This is a genomic window from Rhodopirellula bahusiensis (assembly GCF_002727185.1).
In the GTDB taxonomy this organism is placed as follows: Bacteria; Planctomycetota; Planctomycetia; order Pirellulales; family Pirellulaceae; genus Rhodopirellula; species Rhodopirellula bahusiensis.
Genome location: NZ_NIZW01000013.1, coordinates 105,341 through 122,738 on the forward strand (window position 1 = coordinate 105,341; position 17,398 = coordinate 122,738).

Here is a 17,398-nt window from a genome sequence, read left to right on the forward strand (position 1 = left end):
TGATGAAGTTTTCTTCGGTTCGATTCGATCGCACGCTCTCGCGTCAATCACCTATCGTTGTCTTGGGAATCGCATTTTCCTTCGTGGGCGGATGTGGTGGTTCGGGGACGGGAAAAGATTCGCCAAACAGTCAGCCGCCGATTGCTGCTTCGACGGACGAACCGGCTCCCCAAGCATCACCCGAGCCAGTCGCGGAGCCTCCTCGAGTCGACACGGCCAAAGAGTTTGACGAGTTGCTCCGGACTGCGAAATTTGCCGAAGCCGAATCACTGTTGAAAAGTGCAATCGAGCAAGATCCGGATGACATCACGGCGCGTCGTCTGATGGCGCAAATGCTGAGTGCTCAAGGGCGACGCATCGAGGCCGGTTATCACGTCCGACACCTGATTCGCTTGCGAGTGATCCAGCAATACGAATTGCTCAGTCTTATCGATCTGAGCGGACCCTTTGGGCTGGTGAACTACGGTCAGATGCCGGGCATGGAACCAGATACTTTGTTCGGTTTGGGGGAAGCTCGCCGGGTCTATTTTTCGCCCCGTGCTGACGTGGACGAGGTTCTATCCATGCTGATGAAAGTTCGTCGCAAACACCCCGATCACTCAACAGTGGTGGCACTTACCGGTCGAGTTTTGGCCGAAAACGCGAGGTGGAGCGGATTGCAAGAATGGATTGCGGAACTGCCTGAGGACGTGAAAAAGGTTGGACCGGTCACTGCGAGTGATGACGGCATCGCTGGAGTGAATCGACCGATGACGTTGCGAGACGAGCCCGAGTTTTGGATCGCGATTGGGTTGTGGCTGGATCACGGCGGATTGCACGAAGAAGCCGTCAATGCGTGGACTGAGACGCTTCGGCGAGATCCAACCAATCGGGCGGCACTTCGTTTGATCGTCTCGACGACGGAGAAGCATCTGCCGGAGGACTCGCGTTGGAGCAAAGAGCTGCCCCGACTGCGTCAATGGATTGGCGATCTCGACAAAGTCTTTCGTTTGGCGCGAGATGCTGACGCCGAGCAGGCGGCGTGGATTGCCGAACGCATGCAGAGTTGGTTTCGGCCTTGGGAGTCGGCGGCTTGGCTGATGAGAGTGGCCCAACTCACCGACCGGGTGGCGGCTGTGGTGCCGGAACTCGATCAACGTCGTGAATCGTTGTTGGCGTGGGAATCTCAAGCGACCGAGTTTCAGGCTCAACAAGCTCGCCTGCAGCGTTCAATGGGATTCACGCCAAGCCCGTTTGAGATGCCATCGTTGAACGAATCGATCGCGATTGATGGTGCAGCGGACGAGTCCACGCGGTCTCCTCTCGTGTTTCAGGACGTTGCTTCAGAGTTAGGGATCGACACTGAGTTCACGACGGGATATCCGGCGGATGGCAAAGAGTTCTATCTGCATCAAGCCAACGGCGTCGGGCTCGCCGCCTTGGATTACGACTTGGATGGTCGCTGCGATACCTATTTCGCTCGTGCGGGAGGTGATCCGAACGAGCTGAACTCTTTGCCAAACCAGCTTTATCGGCAGCTACCCAGCGGCCGATTCCAGGAGGTGACTGAGACCTGCCGTGCCGACGATCGTGGGTTCGGGCAAGGAATATGTGTTGGTGACGTGAATCAGGATGGATTCCCGGACATTTTGGTCGCGAACATTGGTCGGAACAGTGTTTATATCAATCAAGGCGATGGCACCTTCCAAATCGATCCCAAGCTGATCAACGGAAACGAAGAACGCTGGACATCCAGTTTGGGACTCGCCGACCTGAACGGCGATGCACTGCCCGAGTTGGTGGAAATCAACTACATCGACGATCCACTGGCTTTCGAAGTGATGTGCTCGACCCCGTTCGATAATTGCCAGCCACAAAGCTATCGCGTTGCCCAAGACTACGTCTATGAGATGAAGCCTGATGGGACTTTGAGCCCATGGCAATCCGTTTGTGAGGCAATGGCCGAACGGCCGAAGCTTGGTTTTGGTGTCATCATTGGCAATTTTGACGATCGCTGTGGGAACGATTTCTTTGTTTCCAATGACGGCGACCTGAACCATTTTTGGGTCTCAAAATGTTCCGAGGCTCCCACCGGCGGTGAATCGTTAGGGGGCAGTGCCCATACAGAGTCCGACACCATCACCACGATGATTGAGAATGCTGGTCTCGCGGGTTGCGCAGTAGGGCGAAGCGGGATCGGAGAGGCATGCATGGGCATCGCCGCCGGCGACTTCAACCGAGACGGGCGTTTGGACCTACACGTGACGAATTTTCACCAAGAGTCGGTCAATCTATTTATGCAGACGGCCGGTGGTTTCTTTGCTGATGAGGCGCTGGCTTTTGGTTTGGACACGCCCTCGAGATCCACGACTGGCTTTGGAACTCAAGCCGCTGACTTCGACAACGACGGCTGGTTGGACCTGGCCATCCTAAATGGCCATTTGTTCAACAATATGTCTCAGAGTGTCCCGTTCGAAATGTTGCCGCAATTATTTCGAGGCGGACAACGGGGGTTTGTATCAGAGCACCCCAAAGAGAGCGGGGTGTATTTTGAAACTCAGCAAATAGGCAGAACGCTCACCCTATTGGATTACAACAGCGATGGGAGACTCGACCTCTTAGCAAGTCATCTTGATAGACCAGTTGCACTGCTGAGGAATGACAGTTCTTCGGAGGACTCGGTGCAGCTCGAATTTATTGGAAAAACCAGTGAAAAGGCTGCTGTCGGTGCCGTGGTGACGGTGTCGTACGAGGCAGCGGGCGAGTCTCGAGAGATCACCGATTTTGTGCTGGCAGGCGGGGGGTATATGAGTACTGGTCAGCGGTTGTTGCACATCGGATTGGGTGAAATCGATGGGGCTATCACGATAGATATTTCCTGGCCTTCGGGCCTGAAAGAAACCATCGAATCCTTAGAAGTCAACAAACGGTATCAAATCTTAGAAAGCTCTGGCGTGATCAACGCTACTCGCTATAGTCAATAGTGTTGGTGAGGTCGCCTTACCATTCGATTAACGACCGCTCCCAGTCCCGTTTCTCTTTTGTGGGATTGTGAACCTTTGAATTTCCTGGGTGGTCGGCTGTCCCCACTATTAGGTCTAGCAATATGTACCGAAGCTTTGTGTTCTGTCTGTTTTCGTCTCTCGGATGCATCGCGATGCTCGGATGTGGATCGAGCGGGGAGGCCCAATACGACCCATCTGAGGTTCCTGCCATGACGGAAGAAGAGAAGCAGGCCCAGGCAGACTACGACGCGCAGATGGAAAAAGAGTTTCAAGAACAGTACGGCAACTAGTTCTGGTATTGGATTGCGACTTTCGTCGGGGTCTAGGGCGAAAGAGTTGTATTGGAATGGCCGGTTTTGGATGGCGTCTTTGTTGTCCGCTCGGTTGTTCTTTCTTTTGTGAAGGTGACCTTTTGTCGCTTTTCTTTTGTGTTTTGTGAGGCGTTCCAAAGATTTCGTTCTGGAATGTCCTTGGGATTTTTCTTTCTTTTCTAGGATTTTCGATTTATGAAAAGCAATCAAACTCGACAGGGTTTTACCCTTGTCGAACTCCTGGTCGTTATCGCGATCATCGGAGTACTCGTTGGGCTCTTGCTGCCGGCTGTTCAAGCCGCACGTGAGGCCGCGCGACGAATGAGCTGCAGCAACAACTTCAAGCAAATGGGCTTGGGGCTGCACAACTACCACTCGGCATACAACAAGCTTCCTAAGCACAAAGGTGGCACGCACATCGATGGGGGTAATAACTACACCCACAACCGCGGTTACCTCTCGTTCTTGGTCGGCATCTTGCCTTTCGTTGAGCAACAGGGCATGTGGGAAACCATTTCCAACCCGTTCAACTTTGATCGAAATGGCAATGCGTTGACTCCGCCGAATACCTACGCGGCAATGGGTGGCACGCCTTGGAATGAGGATTACCAACCGTGGTTGACTCAGGTGCCGATGTATCGATGCCCGAGCGATCCGGTTATTCCAGCCGGCACGCAGGTTGCATTTTCGAACTATGCTGCTTGCACAGGCGACGCGTTCTTCGAACAGCATCACAATGGTATCCAAGACGGGAACGGTCAGCCCAGTGGCGATGGTACTTGGGGTGCAACCGCCGGTAACCGTTGGGCTCGCGGAGCGTTTCACGGTCGTAACTTCACCGGATTCCGCGATATCTTGGATGGTCTTTCCAATACCATTCTGTGTGGCGAGATCGTTGTCGGGAACGGCAACCGAGAGATCTTCAGCTCCATCCACCGCGATGGAAACGTGGCCAATCAACCGCCAAGTTATTGGGCAACTTCTGGTGTCATCGATCCAGCCCGTCCGCAGTTCTGGTCCGACAGCGCGAACTGGGATGGCAATGCCAACCACCAACGCGGTCGACGTTGGGCAGACGGTCGCCCGACCTACACTTCGTTCATGACGATTGGGCCTCCCAACAGTTACAACGTCTGTCGAGGCGAAGGTAACTTTGGGATCTATTCAGCCGCGAGTCGCCACCAAGGTGGTGTTCACATCTTGATGGGTGACGGGGCAGTCAGATTTGTCACTTCGTCCATCGACGCCGGGAACCAGGACCACGTTGCCTATGGCCGCGACAATGGAGACGGTCGTGGAGCGAACGGTGGTGCGGGGCGCGAAAGCCCGTACGGGCTGTGGGGTGCCTTGGGCACCAAGGGCATGAAGGAAGTCATCGACTCTGAGTTCTAATCAACTCAGTGATCTGATCCACTCAGCCTGCTTCCAAACCTTGACCGCATGTTGCTTTAGCAGCATGCGGTTTTTCATGCGCTCGCGAAGCAGGTGCGAGCCTTCTGAGCGTGGCGCAATTGTTTTCGCGAGGATAAGCTTCTGCGGCATCTGCGGAGAAGCTTCAGCGGATTGTTGGGAAATCGAAAGGGTATTGACGGTCAGTGAAGGCGGCCCGAACAGAGAAGAATCCCCTGTTTTCCAGATGATTGGGAGGGACTTTGTGTTTAAGGGGGAGCTGAGATCCGTTGTCGCTTGACACTGGCTGCCGGATAGCCGAAATTCAACGACAGGCATGTTCGAAATGAGCCAAGCGAGCGAAGTTGTGAGCGTGGCGATCTTCGAACTGCATGGCGTTATTTTTCTCTAAGACCGGAAGGATTGATCAATGATCAAATCGGAATCGAAGATCGATCGACAAGCGTTTACGCTGGTCGAATTGTTGGTGGTGATTGCCATTATCGGAGTATTGGTGGGGTTGCTACTGCCCGCCGTTCAAGCGGCCCGTGAGGCTGCCCGCCGAATGAGTTGCAGCAACAACATGAAGCAGATGGGACTCGCGATTCACAACTACCACAGTGCGTTCAACTCCCTGCCAGTCAATGGTGGTGGAACTGACAACTCGGCCGGTAGTTCTGCGACTCAGAACGGGAACGCTGGCAATGGGCGTCGAATCAGTTGGTTGATTCCGATGTTGCCGTATGTGGAACAGCAGGCTTTGTGGGAGCAAATCAGCAACCCAATGGACACGGATGGCGACGGGACCTTCAACTATCCCGCGATGGGACCGCGCGCTTGGGACCGAAACTACACACCTTGGATGACTGACATCGGTACTTTCCGTTGCCCAAGTGATCCAGGTGTCGGGTCGCCAGCGATGGGGCGTGCGAACTACGCATGCTGTTACGGCGATGGTCTCCACTACGCTGATGCTGGACCGTTGAACGCTTCCAACGGTTACTTCTATGAGGATGCTGGACGAGCAGATCAGGTCAACCAGTCTCTGCGTGGATTCTTCGTGTTCCGCCAAACCGTCAACGGAATCAAAGGTCTGGGGCAAGGTCGTTCACGTCCCGCAATGCGTTTTCGCGACGTGACGGATGGACTGAGCAACACAATCATGTTGGGTGAAATGGCGACGCATGTGAACCCACGTGCGATCAAGACCGATGCTGCTACTGGGCCTGGCTTCCGTCCTCTTGGGGAAGATCCAGGTTGGGCTGACACGACCGGTGCCAAAGATCCAGCGAGACCACAATTCTGGTTGGATTCCACTGACTCGATTGTGAGAAACTTGAACTCTGGTTATGGACGTGGCTTCCGTTGGGCAGATGCGGCAACGGTTTACGCTGCGTTCAACACGATCCTTCCTCCCAACCGCGAAATGGTTATGCCCAACCGCTCCGACTCCGCATGGGCAGTCGCACCTCCGAGCAGTCAGCATCAAGGCGGCGTCCACGTTGTGTTGGGTGACGGTGCAGTCAAGTTCATCACCGACAGCATCGACGCTGGAAACTCGCACGCGGAAGTGATTTGGAAAGAGAACAGTCCAGGTTCAGAATCGCCTTATGGAGTCTGGGGTGCCATGGGAACTCGGAACGGGAAAGAAACTTACGAGTTTGATTTCTAAGAATTAGCAACGTCGATTTTGGCTGTCTCGAAGTGTTTCCACCGTCTTTCGTGTAGCTCTTCGAGATGGTCTTTCAATTCCGTCTCAAACTTCAAACCTTCCTAAACCACAACAAGAAGAATGAAAAAAAATCAGAAAGCAGTTTGGATTCATAGCTTGATCTTTCTTTTGGTCGCGGGCATGTCGCCAGCGCTGTTCACCGGATGCGGACCCGGTGGCAACACCGTGATCGAAAACGAAGATGGCCCGATGACGGATGAAGAACTGCAAGCGTACGAAGAACAGGCCAATCAGCAAACGACGGACTATGAAGACAACTATCGTTGAGTGCTTTGGCGAAATAGAATAACGGAACAGCCGCTTTCGCATGTCGAAGGCGGCTGTTTTTGTTTCAACGATCGGCTGGTACCGCCGAAGAATTGCTTATTTGTTTGAGCCTTATCCCTCTTGCGCGTGCGGTTTCTTCAGTCGAACCGTCGAGGGATTGAGATCCGCCTGACGGCGAATCTCAGTTTTTCGCTGGCTTCCTAGCCTTCTTCTTAGGTTTTTCGCGATAGGTGGCGCCGTTGTCTTTTGGCATGGCTAGGTGCCAGGCGACAAGATCTTTGGTCATTTCCGCAACGGTGCCGGGGTGCTCGGACGCGAGGTTTTGGGTTTCTCCGCGGTCGGAATCGAGGTCGTACAACTCTGGGGAGGAACCGTCATATTCGCAGAGCAGTTTCCAATTGCCCTTTCGCATTGCGAGGTCTGGAAGGTCGTCCATGCCGTAGTAGGCATCGCGATCGGGTGGGCGTCGGAAGAAGAGTGGCGAAGTTCGTGAAGTGCCGTCGCCGGTGATCGCGGGAACAATCGATTCGCCGTCGAAGGATGCGTCCTCCGGTTTTTCGGTGTCGGTCAGCTCAAGCAACGTTGGCACCAAATCGATTGCTGAGAATACGGAAGCTCGATCCACTTCGCCGGCACGGCTGACGATGCCTGGACCCCAAGCGATCAACGACGATCGAATTCCACCTTCGTAGAGATGGGTTTTGAATCCGCGAAATGGGCCGGCGGAACCGGCGCCTTGTTCGGGGCCGTTGTCCGAGCAAATCAAGACCAGCGTGTTTTCGCGAAGATTCGCATCGTTGCCAATCAGCTCAAAGAGCTTGCCGAGTTGGCGGTCCATCTCTTCGAGAACGGACAGGTACAGGCCTCGTTTGCCGTCCGCCCATTGGTCCACGGGCGGCCAGAAGGGAGCGTGGACATCGTCCGGCCAAAGATTGATGTAGAACGGCTTGTTCGCCTCTCGTGCTTTTTGGATGAAGGGAATGGCCGCATCGACAAAGCCGCCTGTGATCTTAGAACGCTGCATCCATCGATAACCTTCGCCAAGCCGCTCGGCGTCCGCCCAAATTCGGCCGGGTTCCTCGTCGCCGGGTTTCATCGTCAACGGAAGGAGCTTTGGCCCCATGCCCTCGAAGTTCGTCAGCGATTCATCAAAGCCATATTCGGTGATGTAGGGAGCCTCATCAACGTTTCGCTGGCCGCCCATGTGCCATTTTCCGAAGTGCCCGGTGGCGTAGCCGGATTGTTGCAGCGATCTCGCCAGCATTGGAGCTTTGGGATCCAGCCATTGAGCCATCCCGCGTCGTTCGTTGTGATCTCGGTTGCTGAGAAACGATCCGATACGCCATCGTTGCGGGTATTGCCCGGTCGAGATCGCGGTTCGCGATGGAGAGCAAATCGGCGAATTGACGTAGAACTGTTCAAACCTGACTCCCTCACGAGCCATGCCATCGATGTGAGGTGTCTGGGCGTCGTGATTGCCGAAGCATGAGAAGTCTTCCCATCCCATGTCATCGATGAACACGAGCACAATGTTCGGGCGCTGCTGATCCGCGGCGAAAGCCGAGGCTGGTGGGCCAAACACGGTTGAGATCAACGACAATAAGCAGCAATGCCATAGCAGTTGGGATATAGAGCGTTGCTGGAATCTAAGACGGAACCGTTTCATGGGCAGAGGGCTCGGTGGGGAGGGTGGGAATTGGATGGGGACTTTGGCGGGAATCAATGTCTCTCATTCCGGGATTCGAGATGATGTGACATCAACATCGCAATTCTCGCCTCGCGGAAGGCGACGTGCAACATTCTTCCGTGACATGAAAAACGCTCGGATCGAAAGAGATCCGAGCGTTTGCGAATGAAGACATTGTGCAACGATTGCTGCGATCAATCGTTTGCGTTCAACAAAGGTTCGTGAATCTCGACGAGCTCTTCCGCTGGGATTTTGATGACTTTCCGGTCGTAGGTCATCAGTCCGTTGATCTCGCCTTCAACGTCTGTCGTTTGCGTGTAGACTCCGGCCGCGATCCCCTTTTGCTGAAGTTCTTTTAGTTTGTTGATGGAGGTCACGTAGCGGTCTTTGTATTCCGCTTTTGTCTCCGGCAATCCGCCGTAGCCCCAGTTTCGTCGGTTGACGTTCCAAAGGTGCCCTTCAACGGGATACCCATGGCCGCCGAACTCGCCGACGACTTTGATGAAGTCAACAAAACGCCCGTTTTGGTTGAGTTCGAACGGGAAACCGGGGTGCGGGTACCGATGCTCGTCAACGATGTCACCGGCGGGCCAGAAGTTGCCTCCGCTGGCGATGTTGACCAGCCGTGAAGGGTCGCGATCCTCGGTCCATTTTCCGACTTCCATTGTCAGGTGTTGTCCCCAGGCCTCGTTGAAAGGAACCCAGCAAACGATTGACGGATGGTTCTCCAAAGAATCGATCATCCACTCGAGTTCTCGCATGAACTGAGCATGTGGCTCGGCCGGCCAAGTGGCATCGGATGGGTTGGGATCCAAACGCGTCCATTTAGGCCAAGCTCCTTCGCCAGAGCCACCGCTGACTTGGTCTTGCCAAACCATCATGCCCAAACGATCGCAGTGGTAGTAGTACCGACGCGGTTCGACCTTGATGTGTTTGCGAATCATGTTGAACCCAGATGACTTCAGCCATTCGATATCGAACAGCATCGCTTCGTCTGACGGCGGCGTGAGCAGTCCATCTGGCCACCAGCCTTGATCCAACGGGCCCCAGTGAAAGATGATCTCGCCATTGAGCGTGAATCGCCAATTGCCGTCCGCATCTTTTGCTTTTCCGACATCGCGAATCCCGGCGTAGGATTTGATTTGGTCCAGGACCTCACCTTCGTTGCCGATCAAAGATGCTGTGATTGTGTAAAGGTGAGGCGAATCGGGTGACCACAGCTTTGCGTCGGGAATCTTCAGCGTCAGCGAGTTGGAATCCGTTTTGCCGGAAGCAACGACATCGCCGTTGTCTTTGATTTGAATGTTGATCGGTCCTTCGTCGGTTTGATCAACGGCTATCGTGATCGATCCCGTCTTGGCATCCGTCTGAATTTTCACATCGTTAATGTGCTGAGTCGCGACTTCTTCGAGCCAAACGGTTTGCCAGATTCCTGAGACCTGGGTGTACCAGATTCCGCGGGCATTCAGAGTTTGCTTGCCTCGTAGTTGCCATTCTTCGGTGGCATCTTCGACTCGGACGAGCAACTCGTTCTGTCCAGACTCAACCGCGTCCGTGATATCAAATGAGAATGGCGTGTTGCCTCCCGTGTGAGAACCGACTGATTTACCGTTCACGAACGCTTCGCAGCGATAGTCGACTGCTTCGAAGTTCAATAGCGTTCGCTTGCCATCCTTCTTGCTGCAATCGAATTCGCGTCGATACCACAAAGTCTCCTCCGCATCGAGCAATCGCTGGACGCCGCTGAGTTTGGATTCCAATGGAAACGGAACCAAGATCTGGCCGGCCCATTCAGTCGGTGCCTGGGTTTGTTTCGGAGTGATTGCGTAGTCCCAATGGCCGTTCAAGTTGGCCCAATTCGATCGTTGCAGCTGAGGTCTTGGGTATTCGGTCCAAACGTTCTCAGCTGTTACTTCGGATCCCCACTTCGTGATCAGCTCCGATTGGAAAGGCTTCGTGCTGAGTTCGGGCTTGGGAAGCTCAGGAACGTTTTGCGAATCGACCACGTGGACATCGATGAATTGGCCGCCTGTCTTTTGAACGCAGTGCACGGCCAGCAGGTTTTTTCCGACTTGAAGGGCTGCTGCTTCGGCAGGCTCAAGCGGAAGCGTGTGGTATTGCGTGCTGTAGCCAGTCAGCTTTGCCACGAGTTTCCCATTCAGGTAGATCTGCGTGTCTTCGTCGTGGTGCACCAGCAAGGCGGGATTTGTGGGGATGGAATCCAGCTTGAATGACTTTCGAAGCCAGATCGCATCGGTGTCCCAGACGTGTCCAATGCGTGCGGCAGGGGTTTCGTGGGTTCCAAAACCTCCGGCCCCGTCCTGCCAATCGGCAACGTCGAAGCCGGGTTGCTGCCATCCGTCGGCGGGAGCACTCAGGCGAAATTTCCAGTCATCGTTGATCTCCTGTGCAGATACAACCTGGCATGCGAGCGAGAGAAGAAACCCGCCAAAGAGGATCAGCGGCTTCAAGACGGAATTCGAACCAACATGGAGCATGTGGGGACTCTTGGATCGGAGGAGGTCGAAATTTGGACAACTGATCGAGTGACGGAGAAACTGAGTGGGTTTTCCGGGTGTTCGCGTTGCCAAAATTTCGCTGGATGGGGTGGGGAAGTTGCGGGATCAGCTCAATGGTTCCGAAAGACTCTGTTTTTTGCGTGGATGGCAAAGGACCTGCGTCCGGTCGGTCAACGGATGAGTGAGCTGATTGCTAGGCTAGCATGACAACGGGTCGTAGTAAAGGATTCGGTCTTGGAAGGTTGGAGCGGCTTTTCGCTGGTGAATGGATGACATCGCTAACGGCGGTGACAATCCAGCCTGCGTCGGGACTTTCCGAAGCTGCAGCCATCGGCAGCGTGTTGGGTTAGGGCGATGGCCTTGTGCGTCATGCCAAGCGAAGATGGTGACGCGTTGTCGTTTGCAATGGATCACCACTGTTTGGAGATTGAAGACGTGACAAAGAATGATGTGACGGTCGGGGACTCGAGCGAGGTGCTCACTGAGATTGAAGCTTTCGAGTCTGCTTACGGGTACAACGCCGACTACATGAAAGAGTTGTTCGAACGGTCGCCCGAATCGTTTCGTCGGTTTGCGGCAGCTCGACCGATGACAATGCACTACGACCAACTGACGGCGGACGCGTATTTCACTGCCGCGATCACCGTGATGCAGGTCGAGGATTGTCGTGGTTGCCTCGAGCTGAATGTGATGATGGCAAGAGAAGCTGGGGTCTCTGACGCGCTGATTCAGCAGATCGTTGAATCGTCAGACAAATTGCCGACGGAGTTGAAGGACGTCCGTGAACACACTCTCAATTGTCTGCGTGGTGGTGCTGTCGATGAAGAGGTCGCTTCGCGAATCCAGCAACACTTTGGCCATGCCGCATTCGGTGAGCTCGCGATCGCGATTGTCGGCGTTCGAATCTATCCAGGTCTGAAACGCGCTTTGTTGAAGATGCAGAGCTGTCAGATCCCAGCTGACATCGCGAGCGAGTAGTTGAATCAATTCGCCGAAGATCTGCTTTGGGTGGTGAACAGTCCTTCGTTGATTGCACCCGGTGCGACGCACTCACCCATTTCGCCAGCACAGATTGATCGTCCGCGTTTGACCTCGTTCATGAATGAGGGATTGTCGAAGAAGGTTGGTCCCTATTTCGAGCGATTGATTCTGTATTGGCTGATCCACATTCGGTCTGTGGAGATTGTTGCTCACGGCGAACAGGTCCGTGTCGATGGCAGAACGCTTGGCGAAATGGACTTCTTGTTTGTGGATGAACTCGGTCGACTAACCCACTGGGAGGTTGCTGTGAAGTTCTATCTCTACCTACCTGACGAACCGTTGCGGGGGAGTCGCTTTGTCGGACCGAACTCGAGCGACTCGTTTGAACGAAAGACGACGCGTTTGTACGAGCATCAATTGGCTCTCAGCAAAAAGGTGCGAGACGACGTCGTTGTTCGTGAAGCCTTGATGAAAGGTTGCTTGTTCTATCCGCCGGGAATCCACTCAGTGCGGGAGTTCCCTCGTTGGATGTCCGCCAACCATGAGCGAGGGATTTGGGTACGTCGCCGAGATCTGGAGAAGCTTGCCCATCCGAGCGAGGAATATCGAATACTGAGAAAGCCGTACTGGCTGTCCGCTTGCCCGGCAAATGGAGAACATGCGTCAGCGATGGACTGGAACGATTTTGTCTCCGAGGTCGACCGCCAAATGGCTCAATATCAGCGTCCCGTCTTTGCAGCTAGACGTGAGAATTCTGTGGAAGCAGCTGAGCCAACCGCTCCTTCATTCAGTCGCTTTTTCATCGTGCCTGATGATTGGCCAGGCGAGTAAGCGAAATTAAGAACTACTCGGACGCTTGAAGATTCTCTGTCAGGAACGTCTGCATCATCTCACGAATCTTTGGAGACCCGAATTCTTTGCCTCCGTGTTTGCCACCTTCGATGAGATGCAGCTTCGATTCGACTTCGGCGGCTTCGAGTGCTTCGTGCATCAATTGGCTCTGGTTCGCCGGGACGGTCGGGTCTTTCGTTCCATGGATGATCAAGAATGGAGGGTCATTTGCGTCGACGTACGTGATCGGGTTGACCCGGCGGATTCCATCGTCGTTCCCGATGACTACACCGCCCCCGAGGAGCTTGGATTCGGGTGAACCGGCGCGGTTGTGAGATTCAAACCCTTTGGTGGTCACAAATCTTGAGAAGTCGGTGGGACCGTAAAGATCGATGACAGCTTGGACGCGACTGGATTGGTCCTGCCATCCGCCGGTTCCTTCGAGCTCCTCAACGTCGCCGCTGGTTCCGAGCAACGCGACCAGATGGCCGCCAGCGGAACTACCGCCGACCGCGATGCGGTCTGGATCGATTCCATACTCCTCCGCGTGCGCTCGCAGGTATCGAATCGCGCACTTGCAGTCTTCGATTTGTGCCGGAAAGGGTGCTTCACCTGTCAGGCGGTATTCGATGGTTGCCCCGACAAAGCCTTTCGCCACCACCCTTGCAACTTGGCCGACGCCACCTTCTTTGGTGCCACCCTGCCAGCCACCACCGTGCACCCAAACATACGCGGGCAACGGTTCATCGGACTTCTTCTCTGGCAGCACGATGTGCATTTTCAGGTCCCGGCCACCACCCTTTCCAAAGATGACGTCGCGTTTGATAATGACGCCTCGCGGCGCATTTGCAGCGGCATTGCGATTGTTGGCAGGACGTCGCGCGGACATTGTCGTCACCACCTCTTTGATCACGATCTCGCCGTCACCATCGCGGTCGAGACGTTGAAACAACCGATCGGGTCCACTGAACTCATCGAGAGTGACTTTGCCATCGTCATTGGAATCGTCGCCTTCCAAACGGTTTTTAATTGAGGAAGGGTCTCGCTGCTGGGCGGGCGCCATCGCCGCCCAAGTGAAGACGGCAACGAAAACCACGAGTGCGTGAATCAAAGGACGGGAGCTGTGAGTCATGGAATGCTCGGCGGTGTTTTGCTGGTCGACGTGTGCAATTGGATGATTCCCCGCATGATAGCGAACCAGTCTTCCGCGAATCAAATCACTCGATATTTGATACAGAGCTTCCGCATCTTCGCCTCGCGGTCTCGATCTAATTCTTCCACTTCTCGTAAGCATTCGCCCCATCTTCGAAAATGACGGACTATTGCGATTCGATGAGCGTCACAATGTTTGCGATCGTGGAGTAGTTGCGTGCGGTTGCCGCCACTCCCAGTCTACGCTCAATGTTGGCGGCCAGTTTGGAGGTTCCAAATCCATCAGGAGCGTGCAAGTAGAAGATGTCGCCAATCAATTCGTACCGTTCCGATTCAATCGCAATTTTCGCCATCTCCCGGGAGTCGAAATCGACCGGCGAGTCTGCCAGGAAGAAGAAGTGCATTGTCTTGGGAGCCGAAATAGCGTCCGCAAAAGGATTCGTCGCGACGGCAATTGCAAATTCGTCTTTGTTCAGAAGGATAACGTCGGGGTAGAAGCCGAACTGCTCTCCTGTCGCATCGGAGATGCGTCTAGTGAGTTCACGTTTCGATCTGAACCTGGACTCGAAGACAACGTTCCCGCTTTGGATGTAGGTTCGAACAGCTTTGCAGCCAACTGATTCGAACATTGAACGCAGCGCGGCCATCGGCACTCTGTTCTTGCCACCCACGTTGATGCCGCGAAAAAGAGCGATCCAGGTATTCATTTTTTCTCAACGGGTACGATTTGTTGCGAGGCGAATTTGCCGAGGAACGTGAGAAGACGCTGATCCGCCGTTCACTGTTCGGCTTGAGTAATGTCCAACACAAAACGATGCGTCGCGATTCCGTCGTAGTTGAAATCGCAATCGTAGGTCATGCCAGACTTTTCTAGCACGCGGATGGAGGCGATGTTTTCCGGCATGACAAACGCAACGATGTGTCGCAGTCCGATAACTTCGAGGCAAAACTTCAGACAAGCCGTGCAAGCTTCCGTTGCTATCCCGCGACCCCAGTGGTCTGGCAAGAAGCGATATCCTATGTCGACGACACCCAGGTCCGGCAAATACTTCGGACCGCAGAACCCGATAACGGTCTGCGATTCCTTCAAGACGCATGCCCATCGACCGTATCCGTACTCTCGAAAATCCGGGTAGTCGGCGATGAACTGCCTGGCTTCTGCGACCGAGCTCAGAGGTGCATCGCCGGTGTATCGCAGGACGTCAGGATTGCTATTGAGCTCAAACGCAAGTTCCGCGTCGTCAACCGTGAAGGCTCGATGAACGAGACGCGCCGTTTCTGGTCCAATTGAATAGGACGATGTAGTAGCCATGACATTTGCCTATTCCGTTCAATTCGTCGAAGGCGATTTCGGTCTGCTATTGGGGCCTGGATGGAGCCAAGACACTGGTCCTAACACGCTTTCCTCAGCGATACCGCCTTACGATAGGCCGACTGCCGTGCCAAAGAAACCCAAAGGCAAGAAGTGAACAACACGGAGATCCCCCGGAGTCGACATCGTTCTCGCGTCGGTTGGTTGACGTGTACCGTGACGCCAAGAATCTGCAACGTCAAAAGTCATCGTCGAGCAAGGCGGACTACGCAAACACAGGCGTCATGCCACCACTTCCGCAATTAGCTGAATCGTTACTGCGACAATCACCGTCTAAATAACCGCAGTGGAAAGAATCAACTGCGGCGGATGATTGCCTTTCCTTGAACCAAACCAGATATCGTTTTCTTTATCCTTGTCCAGGGTCAAAATCAACGTCAACGGACCTGGTTGCGTGACAACCTTGGACACATCCATTTCGACCACCTGCCCGTCGGTCACAACGCCACTGTGTTCGTCAACCAATTGGATTGATTCCGGGGCGTTGTCGTGGGTCAGGCTTGCCTCATCCCAATCGCTGTGTTCACCAAGGTGGACTTGCAGCTTGCCAGACCCGGTGTCGATCTCTTGAGTCAATTGCAGTTTCGCCGTCTGCAGTGCGCCCAACTCGGGAACGACGAAACGGAGGTAAATTACACGTTTGCCCCCTTCGACTTTCAATTGCCTGCTGTTGGCGGCGAGCTTTCCCCGGCCCAACGTCATGTCATCCGTTGGCACAAGCCGAGTGTTTTGTTGTGCTGATATGGCAATGTCCTGCACCGCGAAGGACGCGTCCTTCGTCGAAACGGTCTGCTGGGACCCCACCTCGATCCGCTTGCGATCACTGTGCCGGATCATACTCACGCGACCTTCGTAAACTTCCAACTTCGTCTGTCCGTCATCCGCCAAACCGAAAATGGTCCCCATCACGTCAATGGTCGAAAGGCTCGTGTGCACTTGGAAGGGCAGCTCATCAGGTCTTCGGTCCGAAACTTCAAAAAGCACATCACCTTGGTCTAGGTTGACTTCCGGACGAGCCGAAGCAAGCGTCACCCGCGTCCCCTTGTCCAACGATAAAATAGAACCATCGACCAGCCTCAACACCGCCCGAGCATGCTCCCCGCACACGACCTTGTCGCCAACACGAACGTGTGTCTCTGGGGCTAAAGGAAAAACACCTGCGGATCGTTCCACCTGTGCTTCACCGCTACCCGAAACGGTAAGGCAGATTCCAAACGGCGGAGAGGTCTCTGGCGTGGCATTGCGATAAAAATAGATTCCACACACGATCAACAAAGCCGCCGCGTTGGCAAGCAAGAGCCAAGCAAAAGAACGAAGCGGCGGGGGCGCTGTCCGCTTTGGCATCGCTGGCGTGGCGTTCTGTTGCATCAGGTTGATCTCAACCTGCTCACTCATCGATTCACGCAACAACACGTTCAGTCGCGTTTCTTCCTGGAATTGCCTGCGTAAATCCGCCGACGACTCCACCGCCCGCAACAACGTTTCGATGCCTTGTTCATCAAGCGAGCCGTCAAGGTACGCCGCTACCAGTTCGTCAAAAGACTGTTGATCCATGATTCAAAGCTCTCCCTACACCTGGACTGTCTGTGCGTGAATACACTGTCGAAGTTGACAACGAAGTCGGGTCAGCGTCGTGCGGATCGACCCGGCTCGCATGGATGCTTGCTCGGCCAAGTTTTGCCCTTTGATGTTCTGCCCGTACCGCAACAGCAACAGACGCTGCATGTTGGGCGATAACTTTTGGAAGCAACGGCGCAAGGCCACCCGTTCGCCTCGCCATACCTCGTCGTCACCTTCAACGGCGACCATCGCAAGCTCAGCCAACATGGTGTTCACACCACTGGTTGGCATTTGTTTTTGCCGTCGCCAATACCGCTGAACCACGTGCTTGGCGACGCCACACGCCCAGGGCAAAAATCGGCGTGAAGGATCAAACGTGTCCTCACTTTTTAGAATCTCGACCACCGTTTCCTGGAACAACTCCTCCGCCACATCGAAGTCATGCACCATCGCTACGATCATCGCAAAGATTCGCGACCGATTCTCGGTGATGTTCAAAAACGATTGAAAGGAAGGGTCACTCATGAAAGCGAATCATTGGTAGTGGTGACAGATTGCGGCGGTTCCAGCAACGACGATAGGGCAACGACGATAGAGCACATGCCTTTTCGGC

15 protein-coding genes are annotated in these 17,398 nt (G+C 54.4%); 7 read left to right on the forward strand and 8 right to left on the reverse strand.

From position 1 onward, the window contains the following. Nucleotides 1-2: 2 nt before the first annotated feature. From CEE69_RS17405 to CEE69_RS17415, 3 genes are all read left to right on the forward strand, one after another. Nucleotides 3-2,963: an FG-GAP-like repeat-containing protein gene (locus CEE69_RS17405; RefSeq protein ID WP_099261894.1), complete on the forward strand. Its 2,961-nt coding sequence runs from the start codon at nt 3-5 to the stop codon at nt 2,961-2,963. A 137-nt stretch (nt 2,964-3,100) separates the two neighbouring features. After that, complete coding sequence (locus tag CEE69_RS17410) at nt 3,101-3,274, forward strand: hypothetical protein (RefSeq protein WP_233215334.1); 174 nt, start codon at nt 3,101-3,103, stop codon at nt 3,272-3,274. A gap of 216 nt (nt 3,275-3,490) precedes the next feature. Continuing rightward, nucleotides 3,491-4,687: a DUF1559 domain-containing protein gene (locus CEE69_RS17415; protein WP_099261895.1), complete on the forward strand. Its 1,197-nt coding sequence runs from the start codon at nt 3,491-3,493 to the stop codon at nt 4,685-4,687. Here CEE69_RS17415 and CEE69_RS32065 read toward each other — a convergent pair whose 3' ends face one another. Beyond that, the gene (locus CEE69_RS32065; protein ID WP_143549278.1) at nt 4,688-5,023 is read right to left on the reverse strand and encodes a hypothetical protein; all 336 of its coding nucleotides are present in this window, start codon (nt 5,021-5,023) and stop codon (nt 4,688-4,690) included. A 91-nt stretch (nt 5,024-5,114) separates the two neighbouring features. On the opposite strand from CEE69_RS32065, the gene CEE69_RS17420 reads away from it, so the two are divergent. Continuing rightward, complete coding sequence (locus tag CEE69_RS17420) at nt 5,115-6,356, forward strand: DUF1559 domain-containing protein (protein WP_099261896.1); 1,242 nt, start codon at nt 5,115-5,117, stop codon at nt 6,354-6,356. A gap of 156 nt (nt 6,357-6,512) precedes the next feature. Beyond that, nucleotides 6,513-6,683: a hypothetical protein gene (locus CEE69_RS17425; protein ID WP_233215335.1), complete on the forward strand. Its 171-nt coding sequence runs from the start codon at nt 6,513-6,515 to the stop codon at nt 6,681-6,683. A gap of 181 nt (nt 6,684-6,864) precedes the next feature. Here CEE69_RS17425 and CEE69_RS17430 read toward each other — a convergent pair whose 3' ends face one another. Further along, nucleotides 6,865-8,349, reverse strand: coding sequence for a sulfatase-like hydrolase/transferase (locus tag CEE69_RS17430; RefSeq protein WP_099261898.1), 1,485 nt, complete (start codon nt 8,347-8,349; stop codon nt 6,865-6,867). 215 nt (nt 8,350-8,564) lie between these two features. Continuing rightward, nucleotides 8,565-10,868, reverse strand: coding sequence for a glycoside hydrolase family 2 protein (locus CEE69_RS17435; protein WP_099261899.1), 2,304 nt, complete (start codon nt 10,866-10,868; stop codon nt 8,565-8,567). Nucleotides 10,869-11,243: 375 nt separating this feature from the next. On the opposite strand from CEE69_RS17435, the gene CEE69_RS17440 reads away from it, so the two are divergent. Both CEE69_RS17440 and CEE69_RS17445 read left to right on the forward strand, forming a co-directional pair. Beyond that, a complete protein-coding gene (locus tag CEE69_RS17440) occupies nt 11,244-11,867 on the forward strand; it encodes a hypothetical protein (RefSeq protein WP_233215336.1) in 624 nt (207 codons plus the stop codon). Next, nucleotides 11,868-12,701 (forward strand): DUF1853 family protein, encoded by an 834-nt coding sequence (locus CEE69_RS17445; RefSeq protein ID WP_099261900.1) that lies wholly within the window; start codon nt 11,868-11,870, stop codon nt 12,699-12,701. Nucleotides 12,702-12,714: 13 nt separating this feature from the next. Here CEE69_RS17445 and CEE69_RS17450 read toward each other — a convergent pair whose 3' ends face one another. The 5 genes from CEE69_RS17450 to CEE69_RS17475 form a co-directional block, all read right to left on the reverse strand. Then, a complete protein-coding gene (locus CEE69_RS17450) occupies nt 12,715-13,833 on the reverse strand; it encodes an alpha/beta hydrolase fold domain-containing protein (RefSeq protein WP_099261976.1) in 1,119 nt (372 codons plus the stop codon). 187 nt (nt 13,834-14,020) lie between these two features. After that, complete coding sequence (locus CEE69_RS17455) at nt 14,021-14,560, reverse strand: DUF1697 domain-containing protein (RefSeq protein ID WP_099261901.1); 540 nt, start codon at nt 14,558-14,560, stop codon at nt 14,021-14,023. Between the two features lie 71 nt (nt 14,561-14,631). Then, the gene (locus CEE69_RS17460) at nt 14,632-15,165 is read right to left on the reverse strand and encodes a GNAT family N-acetyltransferase (RefSeq protein ID WP_099261902.1); all 534 of its coding nucleotides are present in this window, start codon (nt 15,163-15,165) and stop codon (nt 14,632-14,634) included. 333 nt (nt 15,166-15,498) lie between these two features. Next, entirely contained in the window at nt 15,499-16,779 is a 1,281-nt protein-coding gene (locus tag CEE69_RS17470) for a FecR domain-containing protein (RefSeq protein ID WP_099261904.1), read from the reverse strand. Nucleotides 16,780-16,794: 15 nt separating this feature from the next. Next, nucleotides 16,795-17,310 (reverse strand): sigma-70 family RNA polymerase sigma factor, encoded by a 516-nt coding sequence (locus tag CEE69_RS17475; RefSeq protein ID WP_099261905.1) that lies wholly within the window; start codon nt 17,308-17,310, stop codon nt 16,795-16,797. Between the last annotated feature and the right edge of the window lie 88 nt (nt 17,311-17,398).

What these genes read in the sequence shown, in the direction of transcription:
- CEE69_RS17450 (WP_099261976.1), bottom strand. Translation starts at nt 13,833, where the DNA reads ATGACTCACAGCTCCCGTCCTTTGATTCACGCACTCGTGGTTTTCGTT.
- CEE69_RS17430 (WP_099261898.1), bottom strand. Translation starts at nt 8,349, where the DNA reads ATGAAACGGTTCCGTCTTAGATTCCAGCAACGCTCTATATCCCAACTG.
- CEE69_RS17470 (WP_099261904.1), bottom strand. Translation starts at nt 16,779, where the DNA reads ATGGATCAACAGTCTTTTGACGAACTGGTAGCGGCGTACCTTGACGGC.
- CEE69_RS17415 (WP_099261895.1), top strand. Translation starts at nt 3,491, where the DNA reads ATGAAAAGCAATCAAACTCGACAGGGTTTTACCCTTGTCGAACTCCTG.
- CEE69_RS17455 (WP_099261901.1), bottom strand. Translation starts at nt 14,560, where the DNA reads ATGAATACCTGGATCGCTCTTTTTCGCGGCATCAACGTGGGTGGCAAG.
- CEE69_RS17420 (WP_099261896.1), top strand. Translation starts at nt 5,115, where the DNA reads ATGATCAAATCGGAATCGAAGATCGATCGACAAGCGTTTACGCTGGTC.
- CEE69_RS17405 (WP_099261894.1), top strand. Translation starts at nt 3, where the DNA reads ATGAAGTTTTCTTCGGTTCGATTCGATCGCACGCTCTCGCGTCAATCA.
- CEE69_RS32065 (WP_143549278.1), bottom strand. Translation starts at nt 5,023, where the DNA reads ATGCCTGTCGTTGAATTTCGGCTATCCGGCAGCCAGTGTCAAGCGACA.
- CEE69_RS17460 (WP_099261902.1), bottom strand. Translation starts at nt 15,165, where the DNA reads ATGGCTACTACATCGTCCTATTCAATTGGACCAGAAACGGCGCGTCTC.
- CEE69_RS17475 (WP_099261905.1), bottom strand. Translation starts at nt 17,310, where the DNA reads ATGAGTGACCCTTCCTTTCAATCGTTTTTGAACATCACCGAGAATCGG.
- CEE69_RS17435 (WP_099261899.1), bottom strand. Translation starts at nt 10,868, where the DNA reads ATGCTCCATGTTGGTTCGAATTCCGTCTTGAAGCCGCTGATCCTCTTT.
- CEE69_RS17440 (WP_233215336.1), top strand. Translation starts at nt 11,244, where the DNA reads ATGGCCTTGTGCGTCATGCCAAGCGAAGATGGTGACGCGTTGTCGTTT.